Origin of the sequence: Sorangium sp. So ce367, assembly GCF_051520455.1 — a bacterium.
GTDB classification, from domain to species: domain Bacteria; phylum Myxococcota_A; class Polyangia; order Polyangiales; family Polyangiaceae; genus Sorangium; species Sorangium cellulosum_B.
Genome location: NZ_CP150334.1, coordinates 7,857,559 through 7,875,072, shown reverse-complemented (window position 1 = coordinate 7,875,072; position 17,514 = coordinate 7,857,559). Strand labels below are relative to the sequence as shown.

Annotated in this window: 8 protein-coding genes; 2 read left to right on the top strand and 6 right to left on the bottom strand. The window is 71.4% G+C overall.

Annotated features, from left to right (window positions below; all coding sequences use genetic code 11):
* Nucleotides 1-4 precede the first annotated feature (4 nt).
* The 4 genes from WME97_RS29690 to WME97_RS29675 form a co-directional block, all read right to left on the bottom strand.
* Entirely contained in the window at nucleotides 5-931 is a 927-nt protein-coding gene (locus WME97_RS29690) for a hypothetical protein (protein ID WP_437542336.1), read from the bottom strand.
* Nucleotides 932-1,081: 150 nt separating this feature from the next.
* Entirely contained in the window at nucleotides 1,082-1,939 is an 858-nt protein-coding gene (locus WME97_RS29685) for a hypothetical protein (RefSeq protein WP_437542335.1), read from the bottom strand.
* Nucleotides 1,936-2,568: an RNA polymerase sigma factor gene (locus WME97_RS29680; protein ID WP_437542334.1), complete on the bottom strand. Its 633-nt coding sequence runs from the start codon at nucleotides 2,566-2,568 to the stop codon at nucleotides 1,936-1,938. Before WME97_RS29680 ends, WME97_RS29685 begins: the two co-directional genes overlap by 4 nt.
* Before the next feature lie 40 nt (nucleotides 2,569-2,608).
* Nucleotides 2,609-3,673 (bottom strand): hypothetical protein, encoded by a 1,065-nt coding sequence (locus WME97_RS29675; protein WP_437542333.1) that lies wholly within the window; start codon nucleotides 3,671-3,673, stop codon nucleotides 2,609-2,611.
* 180 nt (nucleotides 3,674-3,853) lie between these two features.
* Here WME97_RS29675 and WME97_RS29670 point away from each other — a divergent pair, with 180 nt between their 5' ends.
* Both WME97_RS29670 and WME97_RS29665 read left to right on the top strand, forming a co-directional pair.
* Nucleotides 3,854-4,342: a helix-turn-helix domain-containing protein gene (locus tag WME97_RS29670; RefSeq protein ID WP_437541932.1), complete on the top strand. Its 489-nt coding sequence runs from the start codon at nucleotides 3,854-3,856 to the stop codon at nucleotides 4,340-4,342.
* Nucleotides 4,339-4,992, top strand: a complete 654-nt coding sequence (locus WME97_RS29665) for a transposase (RefSeq protein WP_437542332.1) — start codon at nucleotides 4,339-4,341, stop codon at nucleotides 4,990-4,992. Before WME97_RS29670 ends, WME97_RS29665 begins: the two co-directional genes overlap by 4 nt.
* A 159-nt stretch (nucleotides 4,993-5,151) precedes the next feature.
* On the opposite strand, the gene WME97_RS29660 is transcribed toward WME97_RS29665, so the two are convergent.
* Both WME97_RS29660 and WME97_RS29655 read right to left on the bottom strand, forming a co-directional pair.
* Nucleotides 5,152-11,196 carry an AAA family ATPase gene (locus WME97_RS29660; RefSeq protein WP_437542331.1) on the bottom strand — a complete coding sequence of 2,015 codons (6,045 nt, stop codon included), beginning with the start codon at nucleotides 11,194-11,196 and terminating at the stop codon, nucleotides 5,152-5,154.
* A 146-nt stretch (nucleotides 11,197-11,342) separates the two neighbouring features.
* Nucleotides 11,343-17,393: an AAA family ATPase gene (locus WME97_RS29655; RefSeq protein ID WP_437542330.1), complete on the bottom strand. Its 6,051-nt coding sequence runs from the start codon at nucleotides 17,391-17,393 to the stop codon at nucleotides 11,343-11,345.
* Nucleotides 17,394-17,514 lie beyond the last annotated feature (121 nt).

The following is a 17,514-nucleotide window of genomic DNA, read 5'->3' as shown; positions in this document are numbered from 1 at the left end:
GGCTCTAGAACTTGCCCGAGACCGTGAGCCCCATGTTGCCGCCGGGTCCTGAAGGCGCGACCTGCAGGCCGGCCCTGCGCAGGTCCCGCTGGTAGGACTGCGCCGGGTGTTCGGGGTCGAACATGGCGCCGAGCGACCACGCGGAGGCGAGGAGACCGGACGTCACGCTCAACATCCGCGTCTCTGTTGAGAGATCGCGGTCCCACGCGGGCACGGTAGCGGCGACCCCGCCGAGCGCGATCGGGAGGTGGATGGCCCAGCTCGGGATCGCAGGCGCGGTGGCCAGCAGATCCCGTTCGATGCTCGCGATCTGCGCGCCTGACAGCCGCGCGCGCCATTCGGGCGTCGCCACCAGCGCGTGATCGGCGCGGAGGCGGGACACTGGAGTATACCCGGACAGCGCCAGGTTCAGGCCGGAGAGCAAGCCGGACAGGTAATATCCCGACGACAGCGCGACCGGCGCCACCCTCCCGAAACCACTCTCTGTGAAGAACGCGAGCCCGAGCCAGACGCTGCCCTGCGAGAGCAGCGCGGCGGCGCCCACCGTCTCGCGCCGGTACGCCTCCGGCACGGCGAGCGCGGCGATGCCTCCCGCGAGCGACGTCGCGGAGCTGGCGGTCAAGGCGAGGAAGCGAGGCTCAGCCGGGGCGACGGTCAAGCTCACGGCGAGGCTCGCCCCGCCGATACCGCTGACGAGGATGGGCACCCCTTTCCCGGCGGAGTGCAGCCTGATCGCGTCGTGGAGGTGCGTCGCAAGGAGCGCGGCGCGCTCGCGCCGCCGGGCGATGTCTTCCCGACTCTCGGTCTCGTCCCACGCCGGGGCGACCGCCTCCTGCGCCGCGGCGCTCCCCGGCAGCGAGAGGCGCGCCATCGCCGCTCCCACCAGGACCGCCTTCCGCGCGTGGCGCTTGCTCCATGACGACCAGACCATACGAGACCTCTCTGTTGAACACTCTCACGCTGACAGCGCTCGAACCATTCGACGAACCGGACACGATAGGCACGCTCTCCGGCGCCCTCGAAAGCACGTTTGCGCAGGCGGGCGAGCAGGCCGCGCGAGGCGCGCGTGCGCGCCGCTCGATCAAGGCTCCTTCGCCGCGCCGAGGAGTGCGCGCACGCCCGAGGCATGCGCGCTCGTCGGGCGCGAGGCGAGGAAGCGCTGGCCCAGCTCGGCCGCACGGGCACGATCGCCGAGCCGGATCAGCGCCTCGACGCGGAGCACGGTGGCCTCCTCTCCCATCGCGCTCCGAGGAAACTTGCTGTCGTGGGCGTCGAGCGCCGCGAGGCACCCCGCCGCGTCGCCGGCGGCGAGCGCGTCGCGCGCGCGATCGATCATGGCGACCTGCTCGCCGAGCGCGTCGATGGCGGCCTGCGCGCCGAGCGCGTCGCTCGGCGCGCCGCGAGCGGATCCCGCGCGCGGCGCGGCGCTCTTCGGGCGCGGCAGGCTCGCGGCGGCGGGCGCTGGGATCGGCGGGGCGCTCGCCTGGAGTGGGAGCGGCGCGCGCGTCACGGGCCCGGAGGGAGCCGGCGCGGGCTCGACCGGCGGCGCGCTCGCCGCCGGCGGCTCGATGGCGGTGGGCGGCGTGAGCGTGGCCTGCGGCTCGCTCGACGGTGCCGCCGCGGAGGGAGGCGCCGACGGCCGGAGGAGCGCGACGCCCGCGCCGAGGAGGCCGACGCCGATCACCGCCCCGAGGCCCCACTTCGTGAGCGCCAGCAGCTTGCCGGCGCCCGCCTTCGGCGCGGGCGCGGCGGACGGAGCGGGCGCGGCGGTTGTCTCCCCTGCGGCCCCGCCCCCTGCGGCCCCGTCCGCGGCAAGCCCGGCGATGGCGAGCGCGCGCGCGCGCGCCGACGAGGACGGAGACTCCTGCTTCCACGAGCGGAGCAGCGCGCGCTCGAACTCGGTCGCCTCCTCGTCTCGAAGCGGCTTCGGATCGGTCATCGCTCGCCTCCCCGGTGCAGCGCCCTCGCCTGGACGCGCCTCGCGATCGCGCGAAAGTCCTCTCGCGCGCGGCGGAGGCGGGAAGCGACGGTGCCCTTCGCGAGGCCGAGCATCGCGGCGATCTCCTCGGTCGGGACGCCCTCGAGCTCGAAGAGGACGAAGACGACGCGGAGGTCCTCCTCCATCGCGTCGAGCACGTCGTCGAGCAGCGCCCGCGCCTGCTTCATCTCGATGAGCTGCTCCGGGTTCGGCGCGTCGTCGGCCGCGGCCGCCATCGCGCCGTCGTCGCAGAGCTCGCGTCGCCGCGCGCCGGCGCGGCGCGCGTTCGCCGCGACCCCCAGCGCCGTCCCGAAGAGGAAGGAGCGCTCGCGATCGGGCGCGATCTCGGCGAGCTTCTGGTAGGCGATCAGGAAGACGTGCTGCGCGGCGTCGTCGGCAGAGCCGGCGGGCACGCCGAGCCCGCGCAACGAGCGCCAGATGAAGTCGAAATGCGCCTCGACCAGCGCGCGGTAGCGCTCCGCGGAGGGCGACGGCGCGCGCTGCACGGCGCGCTCCGCGGGCGCCGTCCTGGCCGCGTCGCGCACCACCTCTGCGCGCGCGGGGGGTCGGGATCGAGTCGCGCTGATCATCGTCTCCTGCCGCTTCTATGTTCGGAGGCGAGCGCCGGGATCACGGAATCGTCAACCCGAGCCCGAGCGCCGCGACGCTCTCGATCGGCGGCGGGCGGGCGCCGGCGTCGGCGCCGTCGGGGAAGAAGCCGTCGCGCAGCAGCGGCACGCGTACCCCGGCGTCGGCGTCGAGCACGAACGGGCCCCAGAGCGGCAGCCGTGCGCGCACCGGCAGGCCGAGCGCCAGCCATCCGCGCGTCACGCTGCGCGCGGGGGCGACGCCTCGGCGGCTCGCCGAGACGAGGCCGCCCTCGACGCGCGCGCAGGGCGAAAGGCGCAGGACGCCGAGCGATGCGCCGAGCGGGCACGCGTCGACGGCGAGGGCCGCGCGCAGAAACGATGCAGAGCCACCCGCCACGGGGACGTCGGAGGACACCTCGAGGTCCGCGTCGAAGCGCGCCGGGCCGACGCCGCGGGTCGTGACGGCGAGGGGCGGCTCCGCGGAGATGCGCGCGCCGAAGGAGGGGAGGCCGATCATCTGGCCGACGAGGAGCTGCGCCCCGAGCACCAGGTGAGTCGTGGCGTCGGGCTCCGGCGCCGGCGGCCGCGCCAGCGCGTTACCGGCCGGCGGGGCGCCAGCGGGCGGGGCGCTGGCAGGCGGGGCGCCAGCGGGCGGCGCACCGACCGGCGGAGGCGGCGCGGCGACGGCGCTCGGGGACGTGGAAACCGCGGGTGTGGCGGCCGTTACGGGGGCGTCCCCGGCCTGGGCATCGACGGCGAGCGCTGTCACGACCGCGAGCGCGGCGACGACATCGTCGCAGGTATCCCCCGCGACATCGCGGTCGGACGCCGTCCCGTCGGCCGCGCGGACGCCGAGGCGCCCGATGAAGCGGCGATCGCGCTGCTCGATGATCACGACGTACGCGCTCGCTGCGTCCGTCTCCGCGATGTTCCGCCGGAGGCGCGCGCCGACGCGCGCACGAAACTCCGCCTCTGCCGGGCATCCAGCCTCCGCGCGGTACTCGATGCGCAAGGGCGCCGCGGTCGGCTGGGCGTGCGCGACCGCGCTGCCGCCGAGCGCCGCGGAGATCACGAAGAGCGGCGCTGCCGAGGAGCGTGACCTCACCGTGGGGCCACTGTGGCGTCCCGGAGCCCGGAGCGCCACTCCACATCGTCGCGCTCGCTCTCGCCCGGAATCGTCGGCGCTGCGCCCCCTGCCCGCCGCCCTGCACCTCCCGCGACGAGGGGAGAACCCGGGGGACGCGGAGCTAGAGCGATTTGCAGTTGAGCTTGGTACAAGCTGAGCATGGTCGGGCGGGACGGTGGCATCGCTGATGCTGCTGCCTACCGCATGGGCCCGTACAGCATCCATCTGCGGCAGCGGATCATCGACGCCTACCAGAACCGTGAAGGAAGTATCCGGGAGCTGGCCGAGCGGTTCGAGGTCGCCCCGAACACGGTGCAGAACTATCTCACGCAGCTGCGCGCCACGGGCGACCTCGCGCCGAGTCCGCACGGCGGCGGCACGCCACGGAAGTTCGACGAGACGGACGAGCGGGCACTGATTAAGCTGCTGGAAGAGAAGAACGACCGGACATTGGCGGAACTGATCGAGCAGATGGAGCAGCGTCACCATGTGCACGTCAGCGTCTCGACGATGAGCCGTACGCTGCACCGGATGGGGATCACCCGAAAAAAAGGACGTTGGGTGCCAGCGAGCAAGACCGCCCGGACGTTCAACAGGCCCGCGCGAGTTTTCAAAATTGGGCGGGGACCACAGATGCGCGCCGCTTGATCTTCGTCGACGAGTTCGGCGCCAACCTGGGCATGACCCGGCTCTATGGCTACGCCCTGAGCGGGCAGCGGGCCTACGGCAAGGCGCCGGCGAACGCGGACCCGAACCTGACGCTGGTGCTCGGGCTGGGGCTGCAGGGGGTGGTGGCGCCGGTGGTCTTCGAAGGCGCCATGAATCGTCCTCGATTTGAGACGTACGCCCAGGAATATCTGGCTCCGGTGCTGCGGCCTGGCGACATCGTGCTCGTGGATCGACTCAAGCCACATCTATACCCCGAGGTCCGCGCGGCCATCGAGGCGACGGGTGCCGACTACCACCCGCTGCCGCCTTACTCGCCGGATTTCTCGCCGGTGGAAGAGTGTGGCAGCAAGATCAAGCAGACCCTCCGCACCGCTGGGCAGCGGACCGTGGTGGGCGTGCTCGACGCGATGGACAGGGCCCTCCACCAGGTGACGCCGAAGGACGCCGAAGGCTGGTTCCGCCATGCGGGTTACCTCGACCGACCTCCTCGTCCCAGACCGCAGCGCAGGGGCACGCCTCGGAGCCGTGCGCCGCGGGCTCGCACGCCTCGCAAAAGTCGCGCTCGGGATCCGCCAACGCCCAGCTCGAGGGGCACGGTCTGTACCAAACCCAATCGCGAATCGCTCTAGAGCGGTTTTCAGCTGAGCCTAGTACGAGCGTCGCAGAGCGGCGGTCACTCGCACAGGAGACGGGTCCAGATCGGCGTTTTCGGCGCGGAAGCGCACTCCAGTGCGCTGAGCACCGAAAACGTCGAGATGGGCCCGTATCCGAAGCGGGTGACCGCCGCTCTAGGCCTGTGGGAGCAGGTCCCCTCGTCCGTCCGCCGCCGTCTCCGACTCCGCCTCGGCCGGGTGCAAAGGCAGCTCGACGATGAACGTGGCGCCGGCGCCCGGCTTGCTCTCGACGCGGATGGTGCCGCCGTGGGAGGTGACGATCCACCGCACGATGTAGAGGCCGAGTCCTAAACCACCGAAGTTGCGGACGGAGACGGCGCGCTCGAAGCGCTCGAAGATCCTGGCCTGATCGGCCTCGGCGATGCCCATGCCGTGATCGCGGACCATGAGCAGCGCGCGGCCTTCCATGCCGCGCACGACGACGTGAATGGGGGCCCCCGCGCCGTACTTGAGCGCGTTCGACAGCAGGTTGATGAGGACCTGCTCCACGCGCGTCGCATCCCAGCTGCCCACCACGGGGCCTTCCAGATCGAGCTCGGTGCGGCAGCGGGCGTCGGTGAGCTGCTGGTGCATCCGCTCGACGACCTCGCGCGTCAGGGCCGCCAGGTCGAGGGGGGCGCGCGCGAGGGTGAGCCGGCCGGCGTTGAGGCGGGTGACGTCGAGCAGCTCATTGATCAGGTGGGCAAGGCGCCCGATCTGGCGGCTCAGGACCTGGATCGCGGCGTCGATGCGCTCCGGGGCGACCTCGGCGCGCTGCAAGCGAGGCAGGAGCCGGGCGAGGAGGTGAGCCTGCATCTTGAGCGACGTGAGCGGGGTCTTGAGCTCGTGCGAGGCGACGAGGAGGAACTCGTCGCGGCGCTCGATCGCCACCTGGGCCTCGGCGAACAGGCGGCTGTTGTCGAGGGCGAGCGCGGCGCGGCTCGCCAGCTCCTGGGCCAGCCAGAGGTCCGCGGGGCGGTAATGGCGTCGCGGCGCGGCCGCCAGCAGGGTCATGACCCCGAAGCGCCGGTCGCGCGCGAGGAGCGGGACGCGGAGGAAGGAGTGAACGCCGAGCCGCTCGAGAAGCGGCGCAGCGCGGACGTCACCCACCTCGGGGCGCTCCGGCGAGGTCGCCGCGAGGGGCCGCAGCGCGTCCATCACAGCGTCTGCCAGCTCGGCCGGTACGCCCGCGGTGACCGTCCGCCTCGGGGCGTTCTGGGCGAGGTCGACCTCGATGACGCACCGGTCGGCCAGCTCGGGCACGGCGAGCTGCGCGACGCTCTCGAGGGTGGCGCCGTAGCCGAGGGCCATGAGCTTGCGGCTCGCGTCGGCCAGGAAGCGCTCGGCGAGCTCGGCGCGCTTGCGCTCGGTGATGTCGGTGGAGATGCCGCACAGCACGCCGGGCATGACGTCATCCCCGAGAGGGAACTTGAGCGACAGGAAGATGTGCGGCCCGTCCTCCATCATCACCTCCTCCTCGAACTCGAGCGGCTCGCCCGAGTCGAGCACCCGCCGGTCGTTGTCCGCGATGATCTCGAGGTTCGTGGAAGGGAAGAGCTCGGTGCTCGTCTTCCCGATGATCTGCTCGGGCGGCCTGCCCAGGAGGCGGCCCACCTCGCGGTTGACGAGCAGGTGCCGGCCGTCGCGATCCTTGAGATAGATGGTCGCAGCGGAGTTGTCGACGATGGCCTGAAGCGTGGCCTGGCTTCCGCGGAGCTCGCGCTCCGCCCGGCGCCGCTCGGCGTTCTCCTGCTCGATATCGGTGTAGAGCATGGCGTTCTCGAGCGAGATGGCCGACTGCGACGCGAGCAGCTCGAGCACGGTGAGCCGCCCCGGGGTGAACGCCCCGGCCACCAGCTTGTTCTCCAGATAGAGCACGCCGAGCAGCCGCGCCTGGCGCACGATGGGCAGGCACAGCACCGATCTCGGCCGCTTCCGGGTGAAATACGCGTCCTCCGAGAACGGGTGTCTGGCGGCGGCGTCGTCGAGCAGCACGCGCTCGTGGCTGCGGCGAACGTAGTTGAGGATGGATTGCGGCAGCGCGTCCGCCGCCGCCTCGCCCGCGTCGAGCAGCCGCGTAACGCCTCCGGACGCGGCGATCGCCGCCGCCGTCGACAGGCGATCTTCCCGGAGCAGGAGCACGTACCCCTCTCCGGCGCCCGCGCGCTCGACCACGATGCGCAGGAGCATCTCGAGCAGGCGCGAGAGCTTGAGCTCACCGGAGATGCTCTGAGAGGCCTTGACGACGGAGAGGACGTCGAACTGCTCGGCGCGCACGGCGAAGGTGACGGTGGGGGCTATTGGCTTTCGCTCGACGAGGAAGGGATACCGCTGGTCGAGCTGCTCGACCTTGGCGTGGGCGCCCCAGCGGAAGTAGGCGGCGCGGGCCTTCTGCAGGTAAGCGTCGGCGGGCGTGGACAGGCCGCGATCGCGGTAGAGCCGGGCGGCGAGCTCGCTGGCGATGGCCTCGTGCTGGACGAAGCCGCCCTCGCGCGCCGCCGAGATGGCCTGCTCGTAGAGCCCGATGGCCTCCAGGTCCTGCCCGCGGAGCCGGGCGATCTCGGCGCGGACCAAAGCGTGTTTGTGGAGGAAGTTGTCGGGGCCGCTCGCGGCCCACTCGCCGAGCTGCCGCTCGCAGTCGAGCAGCCCGTCCGGGAGCTCCGGCCGGGGTGACGGCGCCGCGGCGCGGTCCTGGTCGTCGTCGACGAGCGCGGCCAGCGCGAGCGCGCGATAATAGAAGCACTCGGCATACAGCGCACACGCATCGAGCTTCCAGTCGTAGTCGACGACCACACGGGTCGTCGCCGCGAGCGTCTCCCGGGGAGAGCCGAGGAGGAACGTCGCCTGCGCCTTCATGCTGAAGTGGAAGCAGCCGGGGACGACCCCGCCCTCCCGGCCGAGCCGCGCCTCGAAGGCCGCCTGATCCAGCTGGGCGCCATCCAGCATCGCGTAATGGACCGGCCGCCCGCGCAGCGTCTGGATGAGGTGCCGGGCGCCGAGGAGGATGTCATAGACGAACGCGTAGCCGGCCTTGCGCACGAAGGCGAGGCGGTCCTCGGTCAGGTGGAGGGCGTCCTCCAGCGGCTCGCCGGAGAGCAGCGGGAACATCGCCGCCCAGATGCAATTGTAACATGCGTTGTTCCAGTCGCCGCCCTCCACCGCGGCGTTGAAGCCGCGGCGAGCATAGTGACCGGTCTCCCGGTAGTGGCGCGTCCAGAAGACGATCTGCTGCCCGAACAGGGTGAACACCGCGCCCTTCGTGGCGAGGGCGTGGCCCCTGTCCGCGAGGTCGTAGCCGAGCTTTCCGAACTTGTAGGCTTCACGGTATCGCCCGAACCGCGGGCCGAACATCCGCGCGAAGGCGGTGTACGCCTGGGCGGAGCTCTCCGCGTTGCCGTGGCGCAGGCTGAGCTTGACCATGCGCACGAGGAGCAGATAGTGCAGCTTCACGTCCACGAAATAGGCAGGGATGTTCACGCCCATCAGGACGCGCATCGCCACCTTGATCTCGGGGTGCTCCATGGGGGGCAGGTTGACCAGATCCTCGATCGCCCGGCCGCCCAGGGCCTGCCGGACGCTCTCGGTCTCTTCTTCGACCTGCGCGTCGGTGACGGGGAGCGACAGCTCGATGTCCCAGGCGCGAAGGCACGAGAGCCCGAGCTCCACGGCGCGGGCGCACTGCCCGCGGGTCACGTGCAAGGCGACGGCGAGCTCGACGACCGCGGCGCGCTCGATCTTGGTCCTCGCGCGCGCCATGAGCTCGTCGAGGAGCCGCTCGGCCTCCTCGAAGCTGCCGGTGGCGTAGGCGGCGTGCGCGCGCTCGAGGCTCAGGGGATAGGCCAGATCGTACCGAGTCTCCCAGCGCTCGCGGGGATCTTGCGCGAGGAGGCCCATGCCCGCCGCGAAGAGGGCGGCGGCGGACTGGTAGGCGGCGGCGGCCTTGGCCTTCCTGCCGGCGCGGAGGTTGAGGGCGGCGAGCTCGTCGCGCTCGGCCTGGGAACGGAGGAGCGCGGCGCCGCGGTTGAGGTGGCCGACGACATCGAAGAGCGTCTCATCGGGCTCCTCCGCGCGCCGTGCCTTCAAGAGCAGCTGGCCGATCCCGAGGTGCATCTCGGCGAGCTGTCCAGGCGGGATGAGCGAATAAGCGGCCTGCTGCACCCGGTCGTGGAGGAAGCGATAGGCGCTGTCCCGGCGGAGCAGCAGCCCCTCCCGCACGGCCTCCTCGAGCGCCTCGCGGAGCGCGTCCGCCGGCCTTCGCGCGACGACCGCGAGGGTGTCGAGGTCCACGCTGCCGCCGAGGCAGGCGGCGAGCTTGAGCGCGTCGCGCGTCGGGACCGAGAGCCGCTCCAGCTTGCCGGCCATCAGCTCGACGACGTTGTCGGTGAAGCCCTTGTCGCGGATGGCGGCGATGTCCCACCGCCATGCGCCCTCATCCGCGTCAAAGGTGATGAGCCCCTCTTCGTGCAGGGCGATGAGGAACTGGAGCACGAAGAAGGGGTTGCCGCCGGTCTTCTCGTACACCAGCCGTGAGAGCGGCTCGACCCGCGCTTCGGGCGCATGGACCGCCTCGGCGACGAGCGCCCCGGCGTGGGCGGCGGAGAGCGGCTCGAGGACGATGTCACCGACGGTTGCGCCGCGCTTTCTGACCTCGGCCAGCGTGAGCCGGAGCGGGTGCGCGGGGCCGACCTCGTTGTCGCGATAGGCGCCGATCAGCAGGAGGTGCGCGTCGCCGGCGAGGGGGGCGAGCTGCTCGAGCAAGAGGAGGCTACCGGGGTCGGCCCATTGCAGGTCGTCGAGGAAGAGGGCGACGGGGTGCTCCTTCCGTGCGCAGGCGGCGACGAAGCGCTGGAGCGTGGCGAGCAGCCGGCTCTGGGCCTCGGCGGGCGGGAGCTCGGGCACGGGCGGCTGCGGGCCGAGGAGGCGCTCGATCTCCGGGAGCATGTCGGTGAGCAGCTTGCCGTTCTGGCCGAGGGCCTCGCGGAGGCGCTCTCGCCAGCGCTCGACCTGCTGCTCGCTCGCGCCAAGGATCTCCTGCACGAGGCCCCGGAAGGCCTGAAGGAAGGCGCGGTAGGGGACGTCGCGCTTGAGCTGATCGAACTTGCCGGAGAGGAAGGAGCCGCGCTCGCGCACGACGGGCCCGTGCAGCTCGGCGACGAGCGAGGACTTGCCGATCCCCGAATAGCCCGAGACGAGAAGGAGCTCTGGCCGGCCGTTCGCGACCACGCGCTCGAACGCGGCGCGCAACGCCTCGATCTCGCGCTCGCGGCCATAGAGCCGCTGCGGGACCTGGAATCGGTCGGAGACGTCGCGTAGTCCGAGCGGGAAGGCGTCGATGGCGCCGCGCTGGCGCAGCTGGGAAAAGCACGTGTCGAGGTCGTGGCGCAGGCCGAGGGCGCTCTGGTAACGCTCCTCGGCGGCCTTGGAGAGCAGCTTGAGGACGACGGCGGAGAGCTGGGGTGGGATCGAGGGGACGAGCGCGTGCGGCGGCCGGGGCGCCTGGGCGATGTGGCAATAGACCCACTCGACGGGATCGCTGGCCTGGAAGGGCAGGGTGCCAGTCAGAAGCTCGTAGAAGGTGACGCCGAGGGAGTACAGGTCGGTCCGCTCGTCGACCCAGCGGTTCATGCGGCCGGTCTGCTCGGGCGCCATGTAGGCGAGCGTGCCCTCGATGAGCCCGTCGTGCGCGAGCTCCTGGGCCTCGCGTGGCGAGAGGGAGGCAATGCCGAGATCGGTGATCTTCACCTCGCCGGTGTCGGGGTTGTAGAGCAGGTTCTGAGGCTTGATGTCCTTGTGGATGACGTGCCGCCGGTGCATCTCGGCGAGCGCGGCGGTGAGGCGGAGGGCGAGGGGGAAGAAGCGCTCGATCGACATCGGGCTTATCGGCCCGTCGTCATCGAGCAACCGGTCGAGCGACCGGCCGCCGAAGTCCTCGAGGACCAGGGTCATCTGGTCGCGGAACGGCTCGATGCCGTAGGCCCGGACGACGACGGGCGACGTCAGTGCCCTGGCGACCTCGAGCTCGTGCTGGAGCCTGCCGAGGGCGCGGGGGCTCGCGTGATCGCGCCGCAGGACCTTGAGCACCACCGGCCGGCCGTCCTCCTCGCGCCGCGCGCGGTAGAGGATCGTGTCCGCACCTTGGTGCAGCACCTCCAGCACGCGGTAACGTGGACTATCGAGCATAGGAGGATCTTTGAAAGCCGGGGCGCCGGCGGCGTGTTGCCGTTCAACCCGGTACACTGCCAAAAGCGCCGCGCCTCGTCACGAGCAAACGGCGGCGCGTCAGCCCGGCTGAGGCAGCAGTCGGGTAGTGAGCACACAGCGCGCTCCTACGCTTCCGGGAGCAGGGCGCCCTGGCTGTCCGTCTCTGCCTCCGCCGTATTCAAAGGCAGCTCGACGATGAAGGCAGCGCCCGCGCCTGGCGCGCTCTCGACGCGGATGGTGCCGCCGTGGGAGGTGACGATCCACCGCACGATGTAGAGGCCGAGGCCGAGGCCGCCGAAGTTGCGGACGGAGACGGCGCGCTCGAAGCGCTCGAAGATCCTGGCCTGATCGGCCTCCGCGATGCCGATGCCGTGATCGCGGACGACGAGCAGCGCGCGGCCTTCCAGGCCGCGCACGACGACGTGAATGGGGGCGCCCGCGCCGTACTTCATCGCGTTGGACAGGAGGTTGATGACGACTTGCTCCACGCGAGAAGCATCCCAGTTGCCCACCACGGGCTCGTCCAGATCGAGCTGGATGCGGCAGCGGGCGTCCGCGAACTGCTGCCTCATTCGCTCGACAGCCTCACGCGTCAGGGCGGCCAGATCGACGGGCGCGCGCGCGAGGGTGAGCCGGCCGGCGTTGAGGCGGGTGACGTCGAGCAGCTCGTTGACCAGGTGGCCGAGGCGCGTGATCTGGCGGCTCAGGACCTGGATCGCGGCGTCGATGCGCTCGGGAGCGACCTCGGCGCGCTGGAAGCGGGGCAGGAGCCGGGCGAGGAGGTGGGCCTGCATCGTGAGCGAGGTGAGCGGGGTCTTGAGCTCGTGCGAGGCGACGAGGAGGAACTCGTTGCGCCGCTCGATCGCCTCCTGGGCCTCGGCGAACAGGCGGCTGTTGTCGAGGGCGAGCGCCGCACGGAGCCCGAGCTCCTCGGCGACCCACAGGTCGGCGGGGCCGTAGCGGCGCCGTGGCGCGGCTGCCAGCAGGGTCATGACGCCGAAGCGCCGGTCGCGCGCGAGGAGCGGGACGCGGAGGAAGGAGTGAACGCCGAGCGGCTCGAGGAGGGACGCGGCGCGGACGTCGCCCACCTCGGGGCGGTCCGGCGAGGTCGCTGCCAGCGCCCGCAGCGCGTCCACCATGGCGCCCGCGAGCTCGGCCGGCACGCCCGCGGTGACCGCGGTGACCGTCCGCCCCGGGGCGTCCTGGGTCAGGTCCACGTCGATGACGCACTGATCGGCCAGCTCGGGCACGGCGAGCTGCGCGACGCTCTCGAGGGTGGCGCCGTAGCCGAGGGCCATGAGCTTGCGGCTCGCGTCGGCCAGGAAGCGCTCGGCGAGCTCGGCGCGCTTGCGCTCGGTGATGTCGGTGGAGATGCCGCACAGCACGCCGGGCATGACGTCATCCCCGAGAGGGAACTTGAGCGACAGGAAGGTGTGCGGCCCGTCCTCCATCATCACCTCTTCCTCGAACTCGAGCGGCTCGCCCGACTCGAGCACTCGCCGATCGTGATCGCCGATGATCTCGGCGAGCGCAGCAGGCAAGATCTCGGCGTCGGTCTTTCCGAGGAGCCGATGGCTCGGCTGGCCGGCGACGTTGCTGCCCTGGCGGTTGACGAGCAGATACCGACCCTCGCGATCCTTGAGGAAGATGGCCGCGGCGGAGTTGTCGACGATGGCCTGCAGCGTGGCCTGGCTCTCGCGGAGCTCGCGCTCTGCCCGGCGCCGCTCGGCGTTCTCCTGCTCGATGTCGGTATAGAGCATGGCGTTCTCGAGCGAGATGGCCGACTGCGACGCGAGCAGCTCGAGCACGGTGAGCCGCCCTGAGGTGAACGCGCCGGTGACGAGGTTGTTCTCCAGGTAGAGCAGCCCGAGCAGCCGCGTTTGCCGCACGATCGGGAGGCACAGCACCGATCTCGGCCGCTTCCGGGTGAAATACGCGTCTTCCGAGAACGGGTGTCTGGCGGAGGCGTCGTCGAGCAGCACGCGCTCGTGGCTGCGGCGAACGTAGTTGAGGATGGATTGCGGCAGGGCGGCCGAAGGCGCCTCGCCCGCGTCGCGCATCCGGACCGCGCCCCCCGGCGCTTCGACCGCCGCGCTGGAGAGGCGCTCACCCCGGACCAGGAGGACACACCCCTGCTCGGCGCCCGCGTGCTCGACCATGGTGCGCAGGAGCATCTCGAGCAGGCGCGGGAGCTGGAGCTCACCGGAGATGCTCTGAGAGGCCTTGACGACGGAGAGGACGTCGAACTGCTCGGCGCGGACGGCGAAGGTGACGGTGGGGGCTATTGGCTTTCGCTCGACGAGGAAGGGATACCGCTGGTCGAGCTGCTCGACCTTGGCGTGGGCGCCCCAGCGGAAGTAGGCGGCGCGGGCCTTCTGCAGGTAAGCGTCGGCAGGCGTGGACAGGCCGCGATCGCGGTACAGCCGGGCGGCGAGCTCGCAGGCGATGGCCTCGTGCTGGACGAAGCCGCCCTCGCGCGCCGAGGAGATGGCCTGCTCGTAGAGCCCCATGGCCTCCACGTCCTGCCCGCGGAGCCGGGCGATCTCGGCGCGGACCAGGGCGTGTTTGTGGAGGAAGTTGTCGGGGCCGCTCCTGGCCCACGCGCCGAGCTGCCGCTCGCACTCGAGCAGCTGCTCGGGGAGCTCCCGCCCCGGGGAACCCCGCTCCGCGTGCGGCGCGTGCGGTACGTGCGGTGCGTCGACGAGGGCCGCGAGCGAGAGCGCGAGGACATAGAAGCTCTCGGCCATGAGCGCGTGCGGCTGGTTCCAGAAGGGTTGCTCGGCGACGACGCGGGTCGCCGCCTCGAGCGCCTCCCTTGGCGCGCCGAGCACGAAGAGCGCTTGCGCCTTCAAGCTGTAATAGAACTCGCGCGTGGTCTCCAGCGCTCCCTCCTGCAGCCGCGCCTCGAAGGCCGGACGATCCAGCTCGGAGCCGTCGAACATCGCGAAGCGGACCGGCCGCCCGCGCAGCGCCTGGATGGTGGCGCGGGCGCTGAGGAGGGCGCCGTGCGCGAACGCGAAGCCCGCGCTGCGCACGAAGCCGAGGCGCTCGTCGACCTCGCGGAGCACGTCCTCGAGCGCCTCGCCGGAGAGCAGGTGGAACAGCGCGTCCCATACGCAGTTGAAGCACGCCATGCTCATCGCGCCGGACTCGACCGCGGCGCCGAAGCCGGCGCGCCCGTACGGAGTCGTCTCTCGGTAGTGGCGTGTCCAGAAGACGACATGGTGTCCGAAGGTGGCGAACACCATCGATTTCGTGGTGAGGCGGCCGCTCCGCTGCGCCAGGTCGTGGCCGAGCTTGCCGAACCGATAGGCCTCCTTGTATCGCCCGAACCTCGGGCCGAACATCCTCGCGAACGACGTGTACGCGACAGCGGAGCTCTCGGCGTTGCCGTGGCGCAGGCTGAGCTGGACCATGCGCAGGAAGATGAGAAAGTACAGGTTCGGGGTCATGAAGGACGCCGCGATGCCCGCGCCCTCCAGCACACCCATCGTCAGCTTGACCTCCCGGTCGGTCATGGGGGGCAGATGGATCAGGTCCTCGATCGCCCGGTCGCCCAGGGCCTGCCAGACGCTCTTCGTCTCCTCTTCGATCTGCGCGTCGGTGGGGAGGCGCGGAAGATCGATGTCGCAGGTGCGGAGCCACGAGAGCCCGATCTCCACGGCGCGGGCGGATTGCCCGCGGATCATGCGGAGCGTGACGATGAGCTCGACGGCGGCGGCCGTCTCGGTCCTGGTCCTCGCGCGCTCCAGGAGCTCTTGCAGGAGCCGCTCGGCCTCGTCGAAGCCTCCGGTGATGTACGCGGCGTGCGCGCGCTCGAGCGTCAGATCGTAGGTCAGCGCGTGCTGCGTTTCCCAGGAGGCCAGCGCGAGCACGGAGAGGCCCGCGGCGAAGAGCGCGGCGGCGGACTGGAAAGCCGCGGCGGCCTTGGCCTTCCTGCCGGCGCGGAGGTTGAGGGCGGCGAGCTCGTCGCGCTCGGCCTGAGAACGGAGGAGCGCGGCGCCGCGGTTGAGGTGGCCCACGACGTCGAAGAGCGCGTCCTCGCGCTCTCCGGCGCGCTGCTCCTTCAAGAGCAGCTGGCCGATCCGGAGGTGCACCTCGGCGAGCTGCTCTGCCGGGATGAGCGAATACGCGGCCTGCTGCACGCGGTCGTGGAGGAAGCGATAACCAGAGCCCCGGCGGAGCAGCAGCCCCTCCCGCGCGGCCTCCTCGAGCGCCTCGCGGAGCTCCTCCGCCGGACGGCGCGCGACCACCGCGAGGGGTGCGAGGTCGAGGCTGCTGCCGAGGCACGCGGCGAGCTTGAGCGCGTCGTGCGCAGGGGCCGAGAGCCGGTTCAGCTTGCCGGCCATCAGCTCGACGACGTTGTCGGTGAAGCCCTTGTCGTGGATGGCGGCGATGTCCCAGCGCCATGCGCGCTGCTCGGCGTCGAAGGTGATGAGCCTCTCGTCGTGCAGGGCGATGAGGAACTGGAGGGCGAAGAAGGGGTTGCCGCCGGTCTTCTCGTGGACGAGCTGCGAGAGCGGCTCGACCTCTGCTTCGGGCGCATGGACCGCCTCGGCGACGAGCGCCCCGACGTGGGCGGCGGAGAGCGGCGTGAGGACGAGCTTGGACACGGCGGCGCCGCGCTGCTGCACCTCGGCCAGCGTGAGCCGGAGCGGGTGCGCGGGGCCGACCTCGTTGTCGCGGTAGGCGCCGATCAGCAGCAGGTGCTCGGAGCCGGAATAGGTGGCGAGCTGCTCGAGCAAGAGGAGGCTGGCCGCGTCGGCCCATTGCAGGTCGTCGAGGAACAGGGCGACGGGGTGCTCCGTCCGGGCGCACGCGGCGACGAAGCGCTGGAGCGCGGCGAGCAGCCGGCTCTGGGCCTCGGCGGGCGGGAGCTCGGGCACGGGCGGCTGCGGGCCGAGGAGGAGCGTGAGCTCGGGGAGCACGTCGGCGAGCAGACCGCCGTCCTGGCCGAGGGCCTCACGGAGGCGCGCTCGCCAGCGCTCGAGCTGCTCCTCGCTCGCGCCAAGGAGCTCCCGCAAGAGCGCCCGGAACGCCTGGAGAAAGGCGTGGTAGGGGACGTCGCGCTTGAATTGCTCGAACTTGCCGGAGAGGAAGGCGCCGCGCTCGCGCACGACGGGCCTGTGCAGCTCGGCGACGAGCGACGACTTGCCGATGCCCGAATAGCCCGAGACGAGAACGAGCTCTGGCCGGCCGTTCGCGACCACGCGCTCGAACACGGCGAGCAGCGCCTCGATCTCGCGCTCGCGGCCATAGAGCCGCTGCGGGACCTGGAACCGGTCGGAGAGATCGCGCTGTCCGAGCGGGAAGTGCTGAATGGATCCGCTCGCCTGCCACCGTGAGAAGCACGTGCCGAGGTCGTGGCGCAGGCCGAGGGCGCTCTGGTAACGCTCCTCGGCGGCCTTGGAGAGCAGCTTGAGGACGACGGCGGAGAGCTGGGGTGGGATCGAGGGGACGAGCGCGTGCGGCGGCCGGGGCGCCTGGGCGATGTGGCAATAGACCCACTCGACGGGATCGCTGGCCTGGAAGGGCAGGGCGCCAGTCAGCATCTCGTAGAAGGTGACGCCGAGGGAGTACAGGTCGGTCCGCTCGTCGACGCGGCGGTTCATGCGGCCGGTCTGCTCCGGCGCCATGTAGGCGAGCGTGCCTTCGATGAGCCCGTCGTGCGCGAGCTCATGGGCCTCGCGTGGCGAGAGGGAGGCGATGCCGAGATCGGTGATCTTCACCTCGCCGGTGTCGGGGTTGTAGAGCAGGTTCTGGGGCTTGATGTCCTTGTGGATGACGTGATGTCGGTGGAGCTCGGCGAGCGCGGCGGCGAGTCGGAGGGCGAGGGGGAAGAAGCGCTCGATCGACATCGGGCACATCGGGCGCATCGGCCCGTCGCCATCGAGCAGCCTGTCGAGCGAGCGGCCGCCGAAGTCCTCGAGGACCAGGGTCATCTGGTCGCGGAACGGCTCGATGCCGTGGGCCTTGATGACGACGGGTGAATCGAGCGTCTTGGCGACCTCGAGCTCGTGCTGGAGCCTGCCGAGGGCGCGGGGGCTCGCGTGGTCGCGCCGCAGGGCCTTGAGCACCACCGGTCGGCCGTCCTCCTCGCGCCGCGCGCGGTAAAGGACGGTATCTGCGCCTTGGTGCAGCACCTCCAGCACGCGGTAGCGCGGACTATCGGGCATAGGAAGAGCTTTGAAAACCGAGGCGCCAGCGGCGCGTTGCGGCTCAACTCGCTACACTGCCAAAAGCGGTGCGCCTCGTCACGAGCAAACGGAGCCGCGCTCTCGCGCGGGCTTGCCTGCG

Excerpts from the sequence above, each read along its gene's own strand:
- WME97_RS29685 (WP_437542335.1), bottom strand. The coding sequence starts at position 1,939 with ATGACCGATCCGAAGCCGCTTCGAGACGAGGAGGCGACCGAGTTCGAG.
- WME97_RS29655 (WP_437542330.1), bottom strand. The coding sequence starts at position 17,393 with ATGCCCGATAGTCCGCGCTACCGCGTGCTGGAGGTGCTGCACCAAGGC.
- WME97_RS29670 (WP_437541932.1), top strand. The coding sequence starts at position 3,854 with ATGGTCGGGCGGGACGGTGGCATCGCTGATGCTGCTGCCTACCGCATG.
- WME97_RS29680 (WP_437542334.1), bottom strand. The coding sequence starts at position 2,568 with ATGATCAGCGCGACTCGATCCCGACCCCCCGCGCGCGCAGAGGTGGTG.
- WME97_RS29690 (WP_437542336.1), bottom strand. The coding sequence starts at position 931 with ATGGTCTGGTCGTCATGGAGCAAGCGCCACGCGCGGAAGGCGGTCCTG.
- WME97_RS29660 (WP_437542331.1), bottom strand. The coding sequence starts at position 11,196 with ATGCTCGATAGTCCACGTTACCGCGTGCTGGAGGTGCTGCACCAAGGT.